The 20,306-nt window shown below is 57.8% G+C and carries 14 protein-coding genes and 2 pseudogenes; 5 read left to right on the top strand and 11 right to left on the bottom strand.

All coding sequences use genetic code 11. The features are described from left to right. Positions 1–109 precede the first annotated feature (109 nt). The 3 genes from AC0L2J_RS33310 to AC0L2J_RS33300 all read right to left on the bottom strand — a co-directional run bounded on the left by AC0L2J_RS33310 (position 110) and on the right by AC0L2J_RS33300 (position 1,352). Positions 110–361, bottom strand: coding sequence for a hypothetical protein (locus AC0L2J_RS33310; protein ID WP_473395801.1), 252 nt, complete (start codon positions 359–361; stop codon positions 110–112). Positions 362–571: 210 nt separating this feature from the next. Then, entirely contained in the window at positions 572–826 is a 255-nt protein-coding gene (locus AC0L2J_RS33305) for a hypothetical protein (protein WP_473395800.1), read from the bottom strand. 232 nt (positions 827–1,058) lie between these two features. Further along, complete coding sequence (locus AC0L2J_RS33300) at positions 1,059–1,352, bottom strand: hypothetical protein (RefSeq protein WP_473395799.1); 294 nt, start codon at positions 1,350–1,352, stop codon at positions 1,059–1,061. Positions 1,353–1,789: 437 nt separating this feature from the next. On the opposite strand from AC0L2J_RS33300, the gene AC0L2J_RS33295 reads away from it, so the two are divergent. After that, entirely contained in the window at positions 1,790–3,334 is a 1,545-nt protein-coding gene (locus AC0L2J_RS33295; RefSeq protein WP_473395798.1) for an acetolactate synthase large subunit, read from the top strand. Positions 3,335–3,436: 102 nt separating this feature from the next. Continuing rightward, complete coding sequence (locus AC0L2J_RS33290) at positions 3,437–5,029, top strand: GMC family oxidoreductase (protein ID WP_473395797.1); 1,593 nt, start codon at positions 3,437–3,439, stop codon at positions 5,027–5,029. A gap of 80 nt (positions 5,030–5,109) precedes the next feature. Here AC0L2J_RS33290 and AC0L2J_RS33285 read toward each other — a convergent pair. From AC0L2J_RS33285 to AC0L2J_RS33275, 3 genes and pseudogenes are all read right to left on the bottom strand, one after another. Further along, positions 5,110–5,677 (bottom strand): annotated as a pseudogene (locus AC0L2J_RS33285) (carboxymuconolactone decarboxylase family protein). A 6-nt stretch (positions 5,678–5,683) separates the two neighbouring features. Beyond that, positions 5,684–6,236 (bottom strand): annotated as a pseudogene (locus AC0L2J_RS33280) (peroxiredoxin). Positions 6,237–6,751: 515 nt separating this feature from the next. Beyond that, the gene (locus tag AC0L2J_RS33275) at positions 6,752–7,126 is read right to left on the bottom strand and encodes a phytanoyl-CoA dioxygenase family protein (protein ID WP_473395803.1); all 375 of its coding nucleotides are present in this window, start codon (positions 7,124–7,126) and stop codon (positions 6,752–6,754) included. A gap of 524 nt (positions 7,127–7,650) precedes the next feature. Here AC0L2J_RS33275 and AC0L2J_RS33270 point away from each other — a divergent pair. After that, positions 7,651–9,087 (top strand): aldehyde dehydrogenase family protein, encoded by a 1,437-nt coding sequence (locus AC0L2J_RS33270; RefSeq protein ID WP_473395796.1) that lies wholly within the window; start codon positions 7,651–7,653, stop codon positions 9,085–9,087. Between the two features lie 544 nt (positions 9,088–9,631). Here the strand turns inward: AC0L2J_RS33270 and AC0L2J_RS33265 are convergent. Next, positions 9,632–9,904 carry a hypothetical protein gene (locus AC0L2J_RS33265; protein WP_473395795.1) on the bottom strand — a complete coding sequence of 91 codons (273 nt, stop codon included), beginning with the start codon at positions 9,902–9,904 and terminating at the stop codon, positions 9,632–9,634. 760 nt (positions 9,905–10,664) lie between these two features. Between AC0L2J_RS33265 and AC0L2J_RS33260 the strand changes: the two genes are divergently transcribed. Beyond that, a complete protein-coding gene (locus tag AC0L2J_RS33260; RefSeq protein ID WP_473395794.1) occupies positions 10,665–11,825 on the top strand; it encodes an alpha-hydroxy acid oxidase in 1,161 nt (386 codons plus the stop codon). Between the two features lie 644 nt (positions 11,826–12,469). On the opposite strand, the gene AC0L2J_RS33255 is transcribed toward AC0L2J_RS33260, so the two are convergent. The 4 genes from AC0L2J_RS33255 to AC0L2J_RS33240 form a co-directional block, all read right to left on the bottom strand. Further along, complete coding sequence (locus AC0L2J_RS33255) at positions 12,470–13,504, bottom strand: amidohydrolase family protein (protein WP_473395793.1); 1,035 nt, start codon at positions 13,502–13,504, stop codon at positions 12,470–12,472. A gap of 204 nt (positions 13,505–13,708) precedes the next feature. After that, positions 13,709–14,875, bottom strand: a complete 1,167-nt coding sequence (locus AC0L2J_RS33250; RefSeq protein ID WP_473395792.1) for a CaiB/BaiF CoA transferase family protein — start codon at positions 14,873–14,875, stop codon at positions 13,709–13,711. Between the two features lie 101 nt (positions 14,876–14,976). Continuing rightward, complete coding sequence (locus tag AC0L2J_RS33245) at positions 14,977–15,885, bottom strand: HpcH/HpaI aldolase/citrate lyase family protein (RefSeq protein ID WP_473395802.1); 909 nt, start codon at positions 15,883–15,885, stop codon at positions 14,977–14,979. Between the two features lie 1,115 nt (positions 15,886–17,000). Further along, the gene (locus AC0L2J_RS33240; RefSeq protein ID WP_473395791.1) at positions 17,001–18,635 is read right to left on the bottom strand and encodes a thiamine pyrophosphate-requiring protein; all 1,635 of its coding nucleotides are present in this window, start codon (positions 18,633–18,635) and stop codon (positions 17,001–17,003) included. A gap of 1,016 nt (positions 18,636–19,651) precedes the next feature. Between AC0L2J_RS33240 and AC0L2J_RS33235 the strand changes: the two genes are divergently transcribed. Further along, a complete protein-coding gene (locus tag AC0L2J_RS33235; RefSeq protein ID WP_473395790.1) occupies positions 19,652–19,942 on the top strand; it encodes a hypothetical protein in 291 nt (96 codons plus the stop codon). Positions 19,943–20,306 lie beyond the last annotated feature (364 nt).

The following is a 20,306-nucleotide window of genomic DNA, read 5'->3' as shown; positions in this document are numbered from 1 at the left end:
CCGATTTTCATCAATCTGACAGGGGCGCATCGACGAAATCCTGCGCCGAACGAGCGAATTCGATCGTTTGTGTTAGCGCGTTTCGACGCATGGGCCGCTCAGGGGCCCGTCATCTGGAAGAGCTTTTCACTAACTCTTCGTCATCTCGCCCCACGACACCAGTCATTTGCACCGCCATGTGAAGGAGCACGCGATTGGTCGCTGATTGCGCAGTTGCCAAGCCTGCCGTGCTTGCGTCAGGATAACTTCTGACAAGACCAGCCGAGGCAATCAGTGCTGAATTCTGTTCGTTGTCGCGCGAGAGATCAACAAACATGCTGTAATCACCGAGAGCGAAGCGCAGCTCTCCTGGATTGGTCATCGTAAGCCCAAGACTTGACCGCCCGCCAATATCTATCCAACAGCGCTCCTCTTTTCTTGCTGGCAGTCCGCTCCTGGCTCTCGGAGCCTACTAGCAGTCCGCTGAAAACAGTGGAAATGCGATTTTTTACTCTCGCCGGTCATTGTTGAGGCGATGCGGGTTGGACGTAATTTTCTCGGCGGGGTTGGAGGTAGCCTGACGCGGGGGTAGCTAAGCGGCAAGCAGTTTGGGAATGCGGATCAGGTTGTAGGCGATCAGATTGAGCAGGAAGTCGGCGGCGACCCGAGCGATGCGACTATGTTTGGTCTTTCGCATGGTGCCGTGCTGCTTGCGCCACCCGAAGATACACTCGACCATGGCCCGGCGTGATTGCGACATGCCGTACCCCGGATGCCGCGTGGTTCGTTCGTCGATGGCGCTGTTGCGGATCTTACCGGTTTTGGTGACAGCCTGGTTCTGCGCCACATGTGGCGTCACGCCGATGGCGCGAAGATTGGCGACGTGATCGGCTGTACCGTACGCCTGTCCTCACCGATGGTGATGCGGCGACGGCCTGCGGCTTTGCGTCTCGCCTTCAGCATGGTCTCGAAGCCCGCCGTTCGGCGGTACCATTCGCATACGTGACGCTGCCGGCCACCGCCAGCCCGTGCCGGTTCTCCATGGTGGCGTGGCCCATATAGCAAAGCTTGGCCTCCCGTCAGGCCGCCTCGCGATAAAGCCTGCTGTCCGGGGCGCTGGTACTCGCATGAGTGTCGTTCTTGCGCTTTTGGCCGTGGAAATTGGGGCCGTCATCATCGTCGCCACGGCCGTGCTTGGGGCAAAACGTCTTCCGCGAAGCCCAGGCTCCGATCAGCGTTCCGTGCACCGAAAAATGCTCGTCCGATAATAGAGGTTTGACCTGAGAATGGTTCAGAAGCCTGATCATGAACTTCGTGAACACATCGCCGTTCTGCAGCCGCTCCCGGTTCTTGGTGAAGGTGGTCGGGTCCAAGACCGGGTCGCCCGCCACAGTCCCACGAACCAGCGATACAAAAGATTGTAGCCCAGTTGCTCCATCCAATGGCATAGCACACCTCCGTCGACTTGGCAGTCTAGTCTAATCAGAGCGAAGCGGCACATGTTCCAGTCGCACAGCACGCACTGGCATCCTGCCACGCTCCGCGCAATCTGACCCGGCCATTTTCGCGATCAAGTTAGGCCGTTATTTCTTCCCCCAGTGAGAGATCGCATCTGCTCGACGTCGCGAACAATTATGCGCCTGTGCTGCTCTGCGCGCAGAGTTTCGGCGTCAAGAGGGCAAAAATCGATCTCGAACGAATGCATTGACTGCCCATGATATAATGGAGCAGGAGATGTCTGCTCGCGCGTCGAAGAGTGCGAAAAGATCATCGAAAAGTTGGTCACGTATGAGGCCGCTGGGTGGAAGCAATGAACGGTGCGGAAAGTCTTGTCAGAACGCTGGTTGGAGGGGGCGTGAATGTGTGTTTTGCCAATCCCGGTACTTCGGAGATGCATTTCGTTGCAGCCCTAGACCGAGTCGAAGGCATGCGATGTGTGCTCGGCCTATTTGAGGGGGTCGTAACAGGTGCCGCAGATGGTTATTTCCGAATGAGGGGCGTGCCGGCTTCGACACTGCTGCATCTCGGCCCTGGCCTCGCGAATGGACTTGCCAATCTTCACAATGCCAAAAAGGCGCGCTCCGGCATCGTAAACATCGTCGGTCAACATGCCGGCTATCATATCGGCTACAACGCGCCGCTGACCACGGATATTGAAGGTCTCGCAGCGCCGATGTCGGCGTGGGTGCGTACTTCATCGGATGCCAAGTCGGTGGCCCGAGATGGCGCTGCAGCCATCGCTGCCGCTAAGGCTTCTCCGCCGCAGATCGCGACGCTTATTTTGCCTGCCGATACTGCATGGAAAGAGGCCGAGGGAGTCGCTGCGGTACCGACGAAATTGCAGATTTCGAACTACTCTTCCCGAGCGGTGGACCATGCGGCAAAAGTGCTGCGCGGCGGAGCACAGACGCTACTCTTGATTGCCGGCACTGCGCTGACCGAGCGCGGGTTGGCGCTGGCGGCGCAAATTTCGGGCAAGACCGGCTGCAGGCTGATGAACCCAACCCAGAATTCGCGCATAGCGCGTGGGAGGGCCCGCTTCGCAATTGACGGAATTCCTTATGTCGTCGACCGGGCGGTTTTGGCCCTGAAAGATTTCAAGCATATCGTGCTGGTCGAGGCCGACGAGCCCGTTGCTTTCTTTGCCTATCCAAACAAGCCGAGCGTGGTCAAGCCTGCCGGGTGCGAGGTTCACCGTATGACCTCAGCAGGCGAGGACTCGGTGGTAGCTCTGCAGGCCTTGGCACATGAGCTTCACGCGACACCTCAAGATGTGCGACCGCAAAAGTACGCCGAACTCATCAAGCCAAGAGGGCCGTTGACGCATATCTCGATTTCGCAAGCGATTGCGCGCGCGATCCCAGAAAACGCCATTCTGGTGGACGAATCCCTCACTGCTGGACGTGACTTAGTTCATCCGACGAGAGCTGCGGCACCGCACGATTGGTTGCAGGACATGGGCGGCGCGATCGGCTTTTCAATGCCAGCTGCAACCGGCGCAGCCGTGGCGTGCCCGGACCGCAAGGTCATCTCTTTAGTTGGTGACGGCAGCGCAATGTATACGATCCAATCACTGTGGACGCAGGCGCGTGAGGGACTAGACGTCGTGACCGTCATCTTCGCGAATAGGAGCTATCAAATTTTACGCGGTGAGTTCGACAAGGTTGGTGCAGGCGAACCTGGTAAGCGCGCCCAGGACATGCTCCAGCTCGACCGACCGACGATCGACTTTGTCGCGCTCGCCAAGAGTATGGGCGTTCCCGGTCGTGCGATCACGACGGCGGATGAGTTCAATAGTGCCCTCGAAGAAGCAATGCGCGAGCCCGGCCCTAGGTTGATCGAAGTGAAGATGTAGAGCTGATGGTGAAGAATTGACGGGGGCGCAGCGATCCCCAATCCGCAGCATTGGCCGAAGAGAAAATCCAAAATATAAAATTCAAACAACGGGATGTGAATCATGTTCGACTGGGATTACATCATCGTCGGAGGCGGCTCGGCCGGCTGTGTACTCGCCAATCGTCTTACCGAAGATGCGCGGGTCAAGGTGCTACTCCTTGAAGCCGGGCCACGCGACCGATCGATATGGATCGATATTCCCGCAGGCTATACCAAGCACCAACTCCGCAATACATTCAGTTGGAATTTCCAGATCGACGGCAAGACGAACGGCCAGCGCCTCCCGTGTACCAGCGGCCGCGGGCTGGGGGGCTCAAGTTTGATCAACGGCATGCTGTATGTGCGGGGCCAACCGCTCGATTACGACACGTGGAGCCAGTTGGGCAATCGGGGTTGGTCTTATGAAGACATACTGCCGTATTTTAAGAAATCGGAACACTACGAGGGCCAGGGCGACCAATCGCGGGGCAAAGGCGGATGCCTTAATGTACATGACACTAGCGAGCACCATGTGCTTGGCGATGCGCTTATCGAAGCCGCCGAGGTCAGCGGATTCCCGCGAAATGATGATTACAACAGTGGGCGGCAGGAAGGCTTCGGTTACTTTCAGGCGACGACCAAGAGAGGACAGCGTTGGTCGGCGGCTCGCGCCTTCCTAGAGCCGGCTCGCAGCCGGCCCAACTTGCGAATCGAGACCGACGCGCTTGTCACCCGTATTCTGATCGAGGGAAAGCGTGCGATCGGCGTCACCTATAGAATGCACGGCGAAACTCGCGAGGCGCGGTGCAAAGGTGAGGTGATCATAGCCTGCGGCGCTATTCAGTCGCCCGGTGTGCTAGAGCTTTCTGGCATCGGCCAGCCGGAAGTCATCAAAAAGCTCGGGATCGAAGTCTGCCATGAGTTGAAAGGGGTTGGGGAGAATTACGGAAACCACTATTATGTGAACTTAGGCTATCGCATCAACCAACAGGTCACGTTTAACGAACAGGCCCGGGGTTTGCGGCTTATGCGCGAGATCATACGATACTATGTTAGTGGAACTGGCCTGCTTACTCGACCCACGGCGCTAGTAGCTGGCTTCGTGCGCACGCTGTCTGGACTGCCGACGCCCGACGTTCAGTTCCATATGGCGCCTGGGACTAGGGATCCGGTGCGGCCGGGCCGTCTCGAGGATGAACCCGGCATGAGCGTCGCGATCAACCAGTGCCGGCCAGATTCGCGCGGTTCAATCCATATTAAGTCTGCAATATCCGGCAGCGAGCCAGCGATTCAGCCGAATTACCTGACTTCGAAAACGGACTGTGACTCCACGGTGGCCGGCTTGCAGATCGCGCGCGAGATTATGCACAATCCTGCCATCGCCAAATGGATCGCATTCGAGATCTGTCCCGGCAACGGAGTACAGAGCTACGAAGAATGGCTCGACTATGCCCGCCATGCCGGAGGGGGACTCCATCATTTTGTTGGCACCTGCAAAATGGGCAATGATCCTATGGCGGTGGTTGACAACCGTCTGCGTGTGCACGGCCTTGTTGGATTGCGTGTCATTGATGCCTCCATCATGCCGACTGTGCCTTCTGGCAATACCTACGCGCCGACCCTGATGGTGGCCGAAAAGGGAGCAGATATGATCAAGGAAGATGCGGAAAGATAGCATCAAGCTCAAGCGCCAAGGAGCAATCCATCCTTGGCAGGCTAGCATTGCCTGCAAGCACTGATCTGATCAGAGCTTAGTCAGATCGGCGCGCGCATCACGGCATTAGATTTATTCGGCTGCCACCTGGGCGTGCGCTGGCCGGCCTCGATCGCAACTGCCACAGATTGAATAATCGCGGCGAACGCACCGCAATCTGGATGGTGCCAGCCGCAATGCCTGCATCTTGCAGCACCTTCTCATGTGCGTCGATGCACGTACCGCAGCCGTTGATGGCGGAGATCGCGAGCGACCACAATTCGAAGTCGGTCGTGTCAACGCCCGAGTTGCCGATTGCGTTCATGCGTAGCCTCGGCGGCATCGTGCCGCATGTTCGATGCAAGGTGCACGAAGCGATAATAGATGTTGTTCATCGCCCTGATGGACGCCGCCGCCTTGGCGGCCGCGGCCGCGGCCGCTGCCGGAGTTAGCTTCTCGCCGGGGAGCCTCGCGAATGCCGACATCAATGCGGATTTCGGGTCGCAACCGCGCAGACAAGGAATAGACCGTATCGGGTCTGAGCCCCAAGTTGTTCATCAGACATCATGGATGAAGCCTAACGTCCCGAGCGAAATCAGGAATCACATTTTTGAGCTCATCAATTGACATGATCCATCACGCCACCTTCAGCGTTCCGGCGCCAAGCTTGCGATTGCACGCGCAGAGTTCGTCCGTCTGTAGTGCATCAAGCACGCGCAGCGTGTCCCTCGGCGAGCGGCCAACATTGAGGTTTGTCGCATACAGGTGCTGGATCGTGTTATCGGATCCACGATGAAGGTGTACCGGTAAGCGCTCCCAACCGGCGACCGCACCCCCGAGCCGTAGACCAATGATCCCCTTACGTCCGCGAACTGCTAGATCGGCAGCTTGTGGAGGTCCTTGTGATCGCGCCGCCAAGTGAGCTTGCAGAACTCGTTATCTGTGGAACCGCCGAGTACTACGGCTTCGCGGTCCTCGAAATCCTTCGACAGGCGAGCGAATTCGGAGATTTCGGTCGGGCAGACGAAAGTGAAATCCTTGGGATAAAAAAGATGACCTTCCACTTGCCCGGAAAACTCTTCTCGTTGAGAGTTTCGAATGCGCTCTGTCCGTTTTCTTCCTGTAGCTGAAATCCTGGCTTCACGCCGACCACTTCGAACGATGGCAGCTTGCTCCCAATTCCGAGCATAGTTTTTTCTACCTTTTCTGTAAATCTTCGATGTCCAGCGGGCGTTCATCTCCTCACAGCCTTAAGCAGTGTGACGGAGCCCCCCACGCGCGGGCGAGCCATGGCTTCCTACGGGGCTGGGGCATGCACACTTCCTTGCGGCGCAAGCTCGTGTCGCCTCCTACCCTGCTTATCAACTCTGAAGATGGCGCGGCAGCCCACCCGTGTCAGCCGCCGCGGCGCCACGCACCTCTCAGAGCTATACCCCCACTTCTTGTGGAACGACACGCACTCAGGATCCATGTCGCGCGTCGGAATCGGTTCATGCTTAAACGAGCGGACGGTATCAACTCCATGGACAAGCGCCGAGCGCGTGCTCGCGATCCAGCTGACGAACGTAGGTTGGAATGTAGCGAATGGCAAACCCGATCCGAAGCTGAGTCTTAGATCGGTTCGGAGCGGAGCCGCGAACTAATCGGACGTGATCCAGCGACATCTCACCCGGCTCCAATTCAAGCATCACAGACGAGACCGGATCAACGTCGACGGCGATCTCCTGCCCTCGCAGAGCACTTCTCCTTCGCGAAAGTGTCACGCTGCGGAAGCTGATCCTTAAGGTGCGTACCAGGGACGACTTCCAGCTCTCCATTAGCCCTATTGCTTTCTGTAAGCGCCACCCAAGCCGTAACTACATCAGGCTGGGAAAGACCCCAGTAGGTCGAATCCTGATGCCAAGACATGATAGCAGGGTCGCTTGGCTCCTTGATAAAAAGATCCGTGTACCAGACCAACAAGTTGGCGCCATACAAATCTTCGATCGCGTCGACAATCCGCTCCTCACGGATGAGCTCACTAAGGCAGGTAAATAGGAATTGAGATTCGTTGCTAAGAGGCCCCCTTAGCGTCCCCACAAGCACCCGGCTTGGCGAAACCGTTTGAGATCATTTGGAGCGCCGCCATGTCGCGATACACATGACAAGGATCTGCTTAGGACGTCAATGAGGTCGAATCGAATAGATCGCCGTTAGGCCAGCAAAGCTGGTCGCGCAAGTTATGTCCGAGCTCGCTCGCATGGCCCAGCTGATTTATGTTCCAGCATAGCATGCGTTCACAGCGAAATGAGGCCTGCTTTCAGGTTCTACGAAGCTGCATAAGGTCAGCAGGCGACATGCGCCTAATTTCGAGAACAATAAGTTCCTGGTTGCAGAATTTCTTCCTTCAGCAACCCTTTTTCGCGGCCCTTGGACTTTGAACCTTCTTTATGCGAGTGGCGTGGGCGGATGCACGAACGAGGCAGTACACGAGTGGAGGGAAAGGCTATTGCCCGCCGAGGCATATCTCACCCGGCAGGCCATATCTTGAGTGTCATCCAAAATGTGCGGCGCGCCAGACCACGCTAGAGAACTGTGGTGCAGCCAGGATTGAGGAACAACCAATGCGCAAATACCTGAAGTTCTACATCGACGGCCATTGGGTGCCCCCCGAGACTCCCAAGCAGATTAGCGTTATCAATCCGGCTAGCGAAGAAGTGTGCGGCTATATCTCGGCCGGCTCTATCGTTGACGTCAATCGGGCGGTGACGGCAGCGAAGAGGGCATTCGTTACCTTTTCGCGGACAAGCCGAGAAGAGCGCATCGAACTCTTGCAGCGCGTCCTGGCTGAGTTCCGGAAACGTTTGGGTCACTTCGGAAAAGCCGTCACCGAGGAGATGGGCTCGCCCGCAAGTCTTGCCGATGAGGCGCACGTGCCCTCTGGCATCCTTTACCTCAACGCCGGCATCGAGGATTTGAAGACGTTCAAGTTTGAGGAAGACCGTGGCACGACGCGCATCGTCAAGGAGCCGATCGGCGTCTGTGGTATGATCACTCCCTGGAACTGGCCGATTTCCCAACTCGTCTGCAAGGTGGTGCCGGCGCTCGCAACCGGTTGCACCATGGTTGTAAAACCTTCCGAACAAGCACCATTCAGCGCCTACATTTGGGCCGAAGTCATGGACGCGGCGGGCGTACCCGCCGGCGTTTTCAACATGATCAACGGCCTGGGGCCTGAGGTTGGAGCTGCGATAGCAAGTCATCCCGGCATTGACATGGTGTCATTTACGGGCTCGACCCGTGCCGGGATTGAGGTGGCCCGTGCCGCTGCCGCCACGATCAAGCGCGTGACCCAAGAGCTGGGCGGCAAGAGCCCGAACATCATCCTTGAGGACGCCGACTTCGAAACCGCTGTCAGCCATGGCGTTCGCTCGGTCATGAGCAACTCCGGTCAATCCTGCAATGCACCGACTCGCATGCTGGTGCCGACAACGAGAATGGAAGAGGCAGCCGCGATCGCCAAGCGGGTAGCAGAAGTCACTACCGTCGGCGATCCAAACGATGGCGTCAGCATTGGGCCGGTGGTTAATCGGAGCCAGTGGGAGAAGATCCAGCGCTTAATTCAGGTTGGCGTTGACGAGGGCGCCACCCTCGTCACTGGCGGCGTTGGACGTCCGGTCGGTACCGGCAAGGGTTTTTATGTAAAGCCCACCGTGTTCGCCAACGTGAAGAACCACATGACCATCGCGAGGGAAGAGATTTTCGGTCCGGTGCTGTCAATCCTCAGCTACGAGAATATTGACCAGGCGGTAGAAATTGCAAATGACACCGAATATGGTCTGGCGGCCTATATATCGGGTTCCGACACGAAAACGATCCGCGTCGTGGCCTCGCAGCTGCGTGCAGGGCAGGTCTCGATCAACGGGGGCGGCGATGCGACTGCGCCGTTCGGCGGGTATAAGCTTAGCGGCAACGGCCGCGAAGTCGGTGAGTACGGGTTCCACGAATACCTAGAAATCAAGGCTGTGCTCGGCTACGGGTCCAAACCGACGGCCAAGTAATTGTTATTGCCAGGCCGGCGCGCAGCGCCTGCCGAAACGGCGAGTTTTGTTCACCCCACCGTGTGAGGAGCATCGCTTACGCTCCTTCTTGCATCAATGATGGGGCGGCCGGGCTGCGTCAAAAAAAGAACCGCCTCGCAAGCACGGGGCATTTGAGAGCTACTAAGGACGTGTTCATGGGATCGAAGTCAAATGTTCGGCGATGACTCGCGAGCCTTCACTAAGCAGGGTATTGGAGAAAGGTGCGCAAGCGGATGGAGGGCTCAATCGCTAAGATACGGCGTCGCCGATTGCCACGAGCAAGCAGCGCAATAGCTCGGCAATGCACACATGCTGCACATACAAAAACGCTACCCCAAGGTTCCTTCGCTCGGGAAGCGGATCTACGGTCACTCCCTACCGCATAATCGGGAGGCTTGCAGCTAGGGGGCGGACTGGTCCAAGCCCAGAAAACGGCCGATCGCGTCATCAGGATGCGCGGCCGCCAGCGGCTCCGCTTGAGATGCCACCAGATGAACGCTATCGAAACGGAAGGCGCAGCAGTTCACTGCACGGAATCTGCTGCGCCGCCCACGCTTCCCATCGCGCTTCCGGCGTCGGCAGTCGCCCGCGTTCGCGAGCGCCAAGCGTTCTGCGTGATTGATGGGCTGGGACCAAGGCGCGCGGTCTTCGCCATCGGCACGAGCGCAACGAGTGACTTAGCGAAATCTAGATACGACATGCCCCATTGTGGCGCCTGCATGCCGCCCATCGAAGCTACGATAACGACGGCAGCAGCATTGATGAGTAGATGTGAAGCCAGCATGCGCTGGCTCATGAGGATGTCGCGGATCCTAAAGCGGGCAAAGTGCTCGCACGGCTGCCTCCGCCAATTGGATGGCGAACTCGATAGCCCGTTACCGAGCGCACCGATCAGCCGAATACATCAGCTAGTGCAGGGGATGACCCGCAATCCACACGATCTCAAGCGTACCCAGGCGGCTCCTCCTCGGGCTCGGCCGCGGACAAGACGGTAGCTTTAAACTTCAAGAAATGTCCTTTAGCAGTGCGAATTAAATCAACGCCGACACATCTTGTCTGCGCCAAGACATCCTGCCACTCGTGAAGTCGGTTGGTGGTGGACCCCGCCGTGATCAGTCGTTAACGAATATGCTGGATCTCTCTAGTGCTTACCTTTGAGAAAGTTCTGCAAATTTGAGGCAGCTGCGTCCAGCTCGCCCGCTCAGCGTGGTAGCCATGGGCATTCCATCGCAGGAGAGGCGAACTGGAGCACCCCGCAGCAGGCCGAGCAACCCAAAGAGCCGAGCCAGACAGTAGAACCAGAGGCGGAGGAAGCATACCCGTTCCGATAACGGATTCGGCGCGTCCGGCAGAAAAGGATTCGGGAGATCAGGGGGGGACGCGCCGCCGCGGTTAGCTGCGTCTCCGCGCCGCTTTCTGCGGGCCAGGAAGGTCGAAATGCGGCGTGGAAAGCCATTCTACTGCCGCATGTCGGTGTAAGTCCCGGCCTTCTTGCGCAAAGCCACATTGAAAAGTGGATAGCATAGAGGGGGTACAACAAGGAACCCTGGGGAAACATGAAAAGCGTGGTGAACATCGACGATCTACGCAAGGTGGCGAAGAAGCGGCTACCCAAGATCTGCTATGACTATATCGAAGGCGGCGCCGACGATGAGCTCGGTCTAATTACAAATGAACAGGCTTTCCGTCAGATGCGCATCGTGCCGCGTTACTTGGTCGATGTCAGTTTGCGCGATCAGTCGACTACCCTGTTCGACCGTACCTATTCGAGCCCAATTGGCATCGCGCCTACCGGCTTGGCGGACTTGTTTCGCCGCAGTGCCGATCTGATGCTGGCTCAGGCGGCACGCGATGCGAACGTGCCTTTCATCATGTCGGGCGCCAGCTCGAGCTCAATCGAAGATCTCGGCAAGCTCTCACCCGACCATGGCTGGTATCAGCTCTACTCGGCTAACGACCCGTCGATTTCGGAGGACATGATCAAGAGGGCGAGCGATGCCGGTTTAGAAACCCTGGTGTTCACCGTTGACGTACCGGGAAATTCCAACCGCGAACGCAATATCCGAAATGGCTGGCAAAGGCCGACTTGGAAGTCAAAGTTCGAAGCGTTGCGCCATCCGGCCTGGATGATGGAGTGGTTACAATACGGCACACCTTATTTCGGCAATTGGACACGGTACGCCGGTCCAAACGCCAGCGCCAAAGCGGTGGCCGATCTCCTCGCGAGCCAATTCAGCGCGCCGATGACCTGGAAACATGTCGAGCGCTATCGCGAGCTGTGGAAAGGCAATCTCGTGCTCAAGGGAATCATGCATCCCGATGATGCTGTGCGGGCGCATTCGCTTGGTGTTGACGGCGTGATGGTTTCTAACCACGGCGCGCGACAACTCGACAATGCGCCATCGCCACTCGAGGTGCTGCCTACGATCTGCCAAGCGGTGGGTGACAGGATGACCGTGATGCTGGACGGTGGTATTCGACGTGGCCTCCATGCCTTGATCGCCCTCTGCATGGGCGCCAAGTTCGTCTTCCAGGGCCGGCCGACGTTATACGGGGTGACTGCCGGCGGAGTAGCCGGCGCGGCAAAAGCATTGGCGATCTTCCGTCGTGAGATCGACATTGGCATGGCCCAAATCGGCGCGAACAAGATCAGTGATCTCGGCCCACAGTTCTTGATGTCGAGCAATGAACAGCAGTTGTATCGGACCGGGCGCTGAGGATGCGGTCACTTGATCTCGAAGCGAGACGATATCAGACTAAGGCTCCATTTTTCGGCATGTTATGGAACGACGTTGCCCCTCCTCGGAGAACGTTCAGGTGCCTCCGGCCGCCCAAAAAGAGCGCCTCGGGCGAGGCTTGCATCATAAACTTGTCAAGAATGTTCTCGGATTTTGACTAAGCAATCTCCGGCCGCACAGTAAAGTTCGAAAACGGCAACCCAACGTCGCTCGACAGGGCCGCCCTTGTAGACGGCTTGTTCAATCGGCCATCACCCCTTTGCGTTGGGCGTCGTCCCTCAGCCACGGTGAGTTGCGCGAACTCGGTATTGAAGTCCGCGCGCGTGATCGACAGAGTGAAGTGCTCGGCGAGTTTGGCGTCGAGATACTTCCGCGGCGTAGTGGAAAGTCACGCCGCGGATTGGCCCTACCGTATCCTCGCTGGAAAGATGAGGTTCACTGAATCAATTCGGTAATCGCCACCCGCCCGTCGGGCTCGGGGTGGACGCATCGAGCGAGCAGCGTATGGGTTGGACAGGCCTTCCGCCAGTTTGTGCCGCTCTGCCACCCCCTTGGAGGCCGAGTGGGGATGCGAATGCGACCCCGTTTTCAGTTGCATGTTCGATGTTAACGTCTACCCTAGGTCAGCCCAGCCGATAGAACCTGCGCGCAGCTTCCTCGAACAATGACGCCTTCTCGTCCGCGCTGGCTCCGGCAGTAATCAGCTTGAAGGCATTCCACACGGTCGCGTAATCGACGCACGGTGCGTCGATCGGATAATTACTCTCGAACATTGATCTCTCCGCACCGAATGCTTCAATGCATGTCTCGATATATGGCCGCCAAGCAGCAGCAACTTCCTTGGAGCAGGGCTTCGGCTTGCGCCCCCAGAATCCAAACGCGTCCATGCCGAAATATCCAAGGCCACCGAGTTTGACGTACACATTTTGTCGCTTCGCCAATTCCTCGATCGCCGGCCGCCAAGCGGCGAATACTTCATCCTGCTTATTTGCATACGGACCGATTGCAAGGGGTCCACCGCAATGATCGAGCACGATTCGGGCATTAGGAAAGGCATCGGCCAAGCGGACCACATCGCCGATCTGGGTGTGATACTGCCATGCATCGAAGGAGAGCCCGAGCTCTACAAGCTTGCGGAAACCTTCGCGGAAGTTGGGCGTGTCATACAGGCCTGAGGCCTTAGGATTAGTTCGCAACACGGCAAGATCCGGGCTCGCATCAAACGCGCCTGCGCAGCGAACTCCTTTAAAACGACCATTGCCCGCCTGCATCTGAGACTCTAATACGTCTGCGACCGCGGCACCCGCCCCGAGATCGGCGCGTCCAACTATGCCCTCGCAGATGCGTACGTTTCCGTAGCGGCCGCTAGCGGCTATCGCCGCCACGCCGCTAGCGAACTCCACTTCACCGACAGGCCTCATTAGGTCTGGTCCGCCGGCGCGGTAAAAGGCACCGCATTCGGCGTATATCAGGCTCTTGACGTTATGACCGCAGGAAAGGTCAGCAAGCAACTCCGGAAGCATATAAGGGTTCGGCGCTTCCGAATATGGCCAGGGTAGGTTGGGGGCGAAATCCCAGAGGTGGAAGTGTGTATCGCAAATCGCCAGGTCAGGCTCGATGATGGGCTCAACGTGCGCGCCGAATTCTTCCGTATTCATAGCCCCAGTTCCTCTGTTTTTGAATCACGACGGGGACGGAATGGGGTTGCCGTAGGCACGTGCGCTTCGTTAATCATAGTCACGGTAATTCCACGAGGGTTCGATTTCTTGCATCGGCTTCCATGCGCGGTCTTTCTTGTAATCGAAAGCAGCCGCGATTGCGCGTGAATGTCGCCCGAGCCCTCTTTGGCTAGGCGAGATCGGTCAGCTGGCAGCCCCGCTAGCACGTAGCTCAGCTATGTCGTCCTTCCGAAAGCCGAAACGCGCAAGCACTTCGTCTGTGTGCTCGCCTAACATTGGCGCGCGGCCACTTGAGCCGCCCCCGGTCCCCATCTCAACTGCCCTGCTCAGGCTTAGGTATTTGCCGACGCGTGGATGTTCGTGCTCGACGACGAGCCCCTCCGCCAAGATTTGGGGATGATCAAACATCTCCTCGATCTTTCGGACTGCAATGCAAGGCACCTTGCCATACATCAACTGTTCCCATTCCCGGGCTGTGTGCTGCTTCAGTGCGTTTTCAATGATAGGTATGATCTCGCCCGAACGGCCCTCACGTTTCTTCAAGGAATCGTACCGCGGATCTTGCGCCAGCTCTGGAAATCCAAGAGCTTCACAAAGGTGCTTCCAAAACGCCTGAGAGGGGGCTTGCAAATAAAGATAGCCTTCCCTGGTTGAATATATTCTCGCGTAACTCGCGCCCCAATCACGATTCGCGTCGCGCGGTTCGCTTGCAGCCCATATGAAGCGGCCAGCCGCCAATGCCATGGCGGAGCGCAATAGAGAGACCTTGACGTGCTGTCCCTCCCCCGTGCGGAGCCGATGCACGAGTGCTGACGAGACGCCAAAAGCGACCATGGAGGCCGCGTAATAATCCACGATCGAGCCGTTTAAGATTTTCGGTTGTTCGGCGCCGCCCCCCTGCATAACCGCCAGGCCGGTGAAGCACTGCAGCATCGTGTCGTAGCCGGGATGATCCCGGAGAGGACCGCTTTCTCCGTAACCCGTCACTGAGCAATAGATGAGATCGGGACGACGGCTTATCAATGTTTCATAGTCGATGCCAAGCGACCGGGGGACCGACGGACGGAAGTTGTGGATGACCACATCGGCCTGCTCGACAAGTCGATAGAAAGCAGCTCGGCCCTCATCGTGCTTCAGATTGAGAACAATGGAGCGCTTGTTTCTATTCACCCCCAGAAACGCCCTCGATTCCTCCTTCAAGCTGGATGGGTATTGCCGGAGCGTGTCACCGCCAGGAGCCTCAATCTTGATGATCTCGGCTCCCACATCCCCCAGTAGGGCGGAGCCATAGGGCCCCGCGATGTACGCCGTGAGATCAAGTACGACTATGCCCTCAAGCGCACCCGACATAATGGCCTCCCATATTCCGCTTGAATCTTCTTAGTAGGACGTCGCCAGACGGTCTCCGCTGGCCCACTCGAAACGAGGTCACCGTGATCTGGTGATGGCGCTCAATAAGCCGGGACCTCGAAGTCCGGCAAAGCGCCAACATCCATCCCGGCCGCCTGCGCCTTTTTCAGCAAGTCCATCGCGCTCCGAATGTGCGCATAATCAACCAACCCTGACTTGTAGCGCACCGCAGCCTCGCCCTTAGCAATCCCTTCGGCCAGCGCGAGCACGAGCTCACGCGCATCGTCGATTTCAGCCAGAGATGGCGAGTAAACCTCGTTGATGATTGGGATGTGGCTCGGGTGGATCGCTGAAGCCCAGGACGCACCCAAACGTTTCGACTTTTCGCTGATGCGCCGCACCAATTCGAGGTCATCAAGCTTGGTCGTCATGGCGCCCTCAACGTGCACAATTCCGGCAGCACGTGCTTGCAAGGCAGAATAGGCTCCGAAGAAAAGGGCCTCGCTCGCTTCCTCTTCGTAGTTCAGACCGAGGGAGCGCGCGCTGTCTCCGGCTGGTACCGGACCACCGGTCCCGCCAGCCCGCCTGATGCGCGACGAGGCCATGCAGACTTGATAAAAGTTGTATATAGAACTCGCACATTCCGTGTAGGGGCAAATTTCTATGTTCCCGACTGGCAAACCACGCGATCGTTCTAACTCACCAAGCACCGCGTCCAACGCGGCGACGTCTTCTGGACCTTCAGTTTTTGAGAGCATAACCCCATCGAGGCCACCAACGACAATCGCGTTGAGGTCGTTGAGCAGACAGCCCGTTCGCCAGCCATTGATTCTCACGAAACGGCCGAATGCCTCATTGCTAAATTCGCTAATGACATCCTTCACTGCGCTTCGGGCAGCAGGCTTTTCCGCAACGGGAACGGAATCCTCGAGATCGAAGAGCAAGGCATCCGCACCATACTTGGGCGCCTTCAGCATCCAATCGTGCCTATGCCCTGGAACAAAGAGCATCGAGCGGTACGATTTAGCGTCTCTGTAGCCTTGAGGCATTCGATTCCCTCGAAAATGTCGGTGTATTCGCAGCTTTGCCTAGCAAGGTAGCGATCGTCAGCAGAGCCGGAACTCTTGCGTTCTAATAGGCTGCTGCTAATGTTTTCATGCATTTTCCAGCCAGTCTGCGCCTAAATCTGGCGCGCCCCGCGCATCATTCGAAGAATTCGATCGGAAACGCACGCCGGCCGCCGCGGTAACTTGAGCATAGCCCGGCAAGGCAGCTTGATAGGGTGATTTTTAGACGGGTAGGCGCCAAGGCGAAACCGGACCTGGGACTTGTGGCGCAGTTATCGTTGACAATGTGAACATCGCGTTTTTCAGCAACTTCAGCATCGATGTTTTCTATAAAACTGCAAGATCTGCCTGGTAGCACTTGTCGCATTCGCCGATGACGAATAACAACGAGACGACATCGGCCGCGTGAAGACCGAGATCGCACTATGCTACACATTGCTGCACGCGCGACATACCGAAACATCAGCCATCATCGCAAAGATCGGTTACTCGCGATCGAGTTGGCTTTTCCCATCAATGCCGACTACAAGAGCGAGTTGCTGTGGAGATAAGTAGAGGCCTACGATATCGCACCTTCTCGACAAACGCGGATCGCCCGACAACTTGATTGTCTGGCTATGGTGCGGCTGTAAGCCGAGAGCCCTCACACTCGGGCGAATCGTGGCATTAAAAGCCAGCGTCCGCATCCATAGAGTCGATGAACACGTCGCATTGGTCGGCATCATACGCGGCGTCTGCTCGACCGCGACAGCAACCTAATTTGCTTGATGGTGCGAGAGCAACCAGGGCGGCTTCATCAAGCAGACCGTCGCAGCCGAGTCGGCAGCCACTGTGCTTGCCGATGCATCCGCAGGTGACTGGATCGCTCGGACAGCGAGGGAGCGCAGTGGGACGCACACGTCGCTCCTGACGACTCAGCATCAACGGCGCGATCGGCCGGCCTTTCACACCGGCCTTCGCTCTCCTATCGCGTTTGGAATAAAGTTTCGTCGAGGGCTGGGGATCACGCGCGTCCTGCAGAGCTCGCGTCCCCAGGGGTAAGGCGAGAAGGTCGGGCCTCATGTCCCGGGGCGTGCTATCTCGTTCTCCTTACAGGTGATGAATTCGAGCAGCACCGGAATGCCGGCCCGCGTCTTCTCGATGCCGCGCTTGATCGCGGGCACGATATCTTCAGGCCTCGTGATGCGCTCGCCATAGCCACCAAAGGCGCGCGCCATTGCGGCATAATCGCCGGAGATATCGGTCGAGCGATACTTTTCGGTGGAGACCGACATGATCTTTAGCTCGCATGCCATGGAGAAGTTGTTGAGCAGGATCGATAGAATTGGAATTCTTTCGCGCACGGCCGTTTCGAAGTCCATCCCGGTAAATCCGATGGCCGCATCGCCCCAGACATTGATGCAGAGCTTGTCCGGGCTCGCGAGCTTCGCGCCCATTGCAAGCCCCAAGCCGTAGCCGAGTTGCGTCGTCTTACCCCACCCGAGATAGGACAGCGGCTCCACTGATTTCCAGAACGGCGTGAGTTGGTCACGTGGGCTGCCCGCATCGTGAGTGATGATGGTGTTCTTGACGTCGACCGTGTGCTGAAGATCCCATAGCACCCGGTACGGGCTGAGCGGCGCGTCACTGCTCGTGAGCTTCGGCATCCAGCTTGCGAGCCACTCCTTGTGCGATGCAGCAACTTCCTCGGTCACCCCTCGCGCGTCGCGATCGGCTGTGACGCTCTTGCCGACCTCCTCCAACAACGCATCGAGGACGAGGCCGGCATCGCCAACGAGGCCAACTTTCGCTTCGACGTCCTTGTTGAGATGGTTGGGATCGAGCGTCGAGTGGATGATGGTCTTGCCTTTGGGCATGGCGATCCCGAAATCAGTCTCGGTGAAGGAGCAGCCGACACCGAAGATGACGTCCGCATCGGCCAAGAATTTTGACACGGCGCGCGGCAACGCGACCCCGCCGGAACCGAGCGAGAGCGGATGCGTTTCAGGAAAGGCAGATTTGCCAGCCAGACTCGTGGTTACGGGTATCGCAAGCCGCTCGGCAAGCCGTTTTAGTTGCGGCCAGGCTTGGGCATAATGCACGCCTTGGCCGGCATAGATCACCGGCCGTTTGGCACCGATGAGAAGCGCCGCCGCTTGTTTGATGTGCGCGGGATCAGCGCCATAGCGGGTGCGCAGCACCGGCGTGTAGTTCAGCGGTTCCGGCACCTCCTCATTCCACATGTCCGCGGGGATTTCGACGACGACCGGTCCGCCGCGACCGTTCTTCAGTTTGGTGAAGGCGCGACGGAAGATATTGGTGACTTCCGCGGCGAGCGTGATCGGCTCAGACGATTTCGAGAAAGGCCGCATCGCCTGGCTGGAGTTGAAATTTGGCTCGAGGTTGGCGATCCGACGAGGATAACCCATCGGCAGCACTAGCACGGGGACCGACTCGCCGAAACATTGCGCGACGCCCCCCATCGCGTTCTCTGCGCCGGGGCCGTGCTGCATGCAGAAAGCGCCGATCTTGTGACCTGAGGTCACACGAGAGATCGCGTCCGCCATGTGAATGCCCACGCGCTCCTGCCGCACCATGACAGGGCGAATGTCAGCTTTTGCGGCATACTCGATCAGGTGATTGACGGGATAGCCGCATAGAATTTCGATGCCTTCGCGCTTGAGAATTTCCGCAATCGCCACGCCCAGTTTCATGATAGTCCATCCCAAAATTATCCGCGTCTACTTCGTTCTGTCGCGTCTGACTTCCACCCTGCGACCGCCCGCCGGAGATCGCCGGAAACGGTTGTGGGGCACGCCGTCATCCGCGACGCAGGCAGCCTTAGCGCCGCCTCGTTCGAATTCTGCTGTCTGATTGGCGACACCCCCGCTAATCAACGACCGTACTGCCTCTGTCGCGCGTCGCTCCTCCTCCGCAGAACCATTCGAGGTCGGCGACAAACACTTTGATTTCAGAGTGGCGAAGCATTTTACCAACCTCCTGCTGTCTCAAGGAGGCCGCGGCAAGCCTCAAACAACGAACATGTAGGGCGCCAATGATGCCTAAAGACTGCAAACATTGGCGGATAAGGGCGGAATTACTGCGGAGTCTCGGGTCATCTTTTCGATTTCGTTCCTAAGGCCGCTGCTGCCGAGCGTCGGGGATCTCCGGCCTCTTTCTGTACCCGCTCACCTTGCGCAACTTCGGAAACGATCCTGCTTGTGTGCTAAGCCCCCGCGACTGCCGACTGTCTATGCCGTTTGATAGCCGGCTACACAAGCAGTTCGCCAAGTGCTCTTGAGACCGATGCCGCGGCGAGGCAAAGCCTCTTATATTTGCCTGGCAAATTCGGCCGCGTGGTTTCAATGACTTGATCAAGCGAGACATGCGTACCGCGGCTTTTATACCGTCAACGCAAGCGCGCGACGCGCAAACTTGGAAGTCATTCTTCCCAACGAATTCGCGTGTTGTATCCGAATAGTGCTGCCGCCTCTGGCGACCGCCCTCCGTCGCCGAACCGACTATATGCTCGAGCGTTAGGACCGAATGGAGCATGTTGACCGCAGCACCACGGCCGCATCATGCGAACTGGCACGGTTCGCTTGAATTATCTTGCCCAACGAGAAGGCCTCCGACGCTCCGCCGGCACGAGGCTATGGCGATCTGAAGCCGAAGCGTTAGAACTGCTGTCTGGGCGTCCTTTCCGGCAACGACGCGGATTGCGGACTTAATGACGCACACCTACCTTGCCCTTTCCGACGGCGTGCGAGAGACCACGCTCGTCGTAAACGCCCCGCGCGGCTGGACAAGCGCGCTTTCGAGCATTTCAGAGCCCGCTACGAGCGATGTTGCTGCTAATAACTACCAATCCGCTTCGTCAAAAGATGTATTTTTTCTGCCGCGACGGTCGCTCACCGCCACGATTGGCTCATTGACCAAACAGCGCATCGCGAGTGAAGGTCGAAAGCTACTGCAGAGTTGGCGTACGAAGGCAGTCAAAATTGATTGCCCGCGCAAGTGATATCAAAAACTGTTGCTGATCGATGCTCCGGGGGAGTTCGGAGTTCAATCCTGCGGCCGGCGGCGAAACGCAGCTCCATCTCTCGCCGCCAGTGGCCTGCGCAGCTTGATAGCCATCACTCTAAGGCTGCAGTGGCACCTGCGAATATTTTGCCCGTGCCGTCTCAGCCCGTGCGGGCACGATCGCCCGCACGAAACGATGGGGTGCGTTGAATTGAAGGGGGCGCGCCACGCCCATCCATACCCGTTTTCGGCAGCTGCCCACGGTTAAATCAATACCCAGCTACAGCATCTCGGCGAGAGCACCTGAGGTTCTTCGGATGAGCGTCGGGAACCGTCAGGTACTGCTGGTCCCGCGTAGTCGC

It is taken from the genome of Bradyrhizobium sp. MV1.5 (genome assembly GCF_055807615.1).
Note: the sequence above shows the minus strand (reverse complement) of the source record. Positions and strands in the feature narration are given on the sequence as shown.

Bases quoted from the DNA above. Each gene is read 5' to 3' on its own strand.
- AC0L2J_RS33310 (WP_473395801.1), bottom strand. From the start codon at position 361: ATGACCAATCCAGGAGAGCTGCGCTTCGCTCTCGGTGATTACAGCATG.
- AC0L2J_RS33295 (WP_473395798.1), top strand. From the start codon at position 1,790: ATGAACGGTGCGGAAAGTCTTGTCAGAACGCTGGTTGGAGGGGGCGTG.
- AC0L2J_RS33290 (WP_473395797.1), top strand. From the start codon at position 3,437: ATGTTCGACTGGGATTACATCATCGTCGGAGGCGGCTCGGCCGGCTGT.
- AC0L2J_RS33270 (WP_473395796.1), top strand. From the start codon at position 7,651: ATGCGCAAATACCTGAAGTTCTACATCGACGGCCATTGGGTGCCCCCC.
- AC0L2J_RS33265 (WP_473395795.1), bottom strand. From the start codon at position 9,904: ATGAGCCAGCGCATGCTGGCTTCACATCTACTCATCAATGCTGCTGCC.
- AC0L2J_RS33260 (WP_473395794.1), top strand. From the start codon at position 10,665: ATGAAAAGCGTGGTGAACATCGACGATCTACGCAAGGTGGCGAAGAAG.
- AC0L2J_RS33255 (WP_473395793.1), bottom strand. From the start codon at position 13,504: ATGAATACGGAAGAATTCGGCGCGCACGTTGAGCCCATCATCGAGCCT.
- AC0L2J_RS33250 (WP_473395792.1), bottom strand. From the start codon at position 14,875: ATGTCGGGTGCGCTTGAGGGCATAGTCGTACTTGATCTCACGGCGTAC.
- AC0L2J_RS33245 (WP_473395802.1), bottom strand. From the start codon at position 15,885: ATGCTCTTTGTTCCAGGGCATAGGCACGATTGGATGCTGAAGGCGCCC.
- AC0L2J_RS33240 (WP_473395791.1), bottom strand. From the start codon at position 18,635: ATGAAACTGGGCGTGGCGATTGCGGAAATTCTCAAGCGCGAAGGCATC.
- AC0L2J_RS33235 (WP_473395790.1), top strand. From the start codon at position 19,652: ATGACGCACACCTACCTTGCCCTTTCCGACGGCGTGCGAGAGACCACG.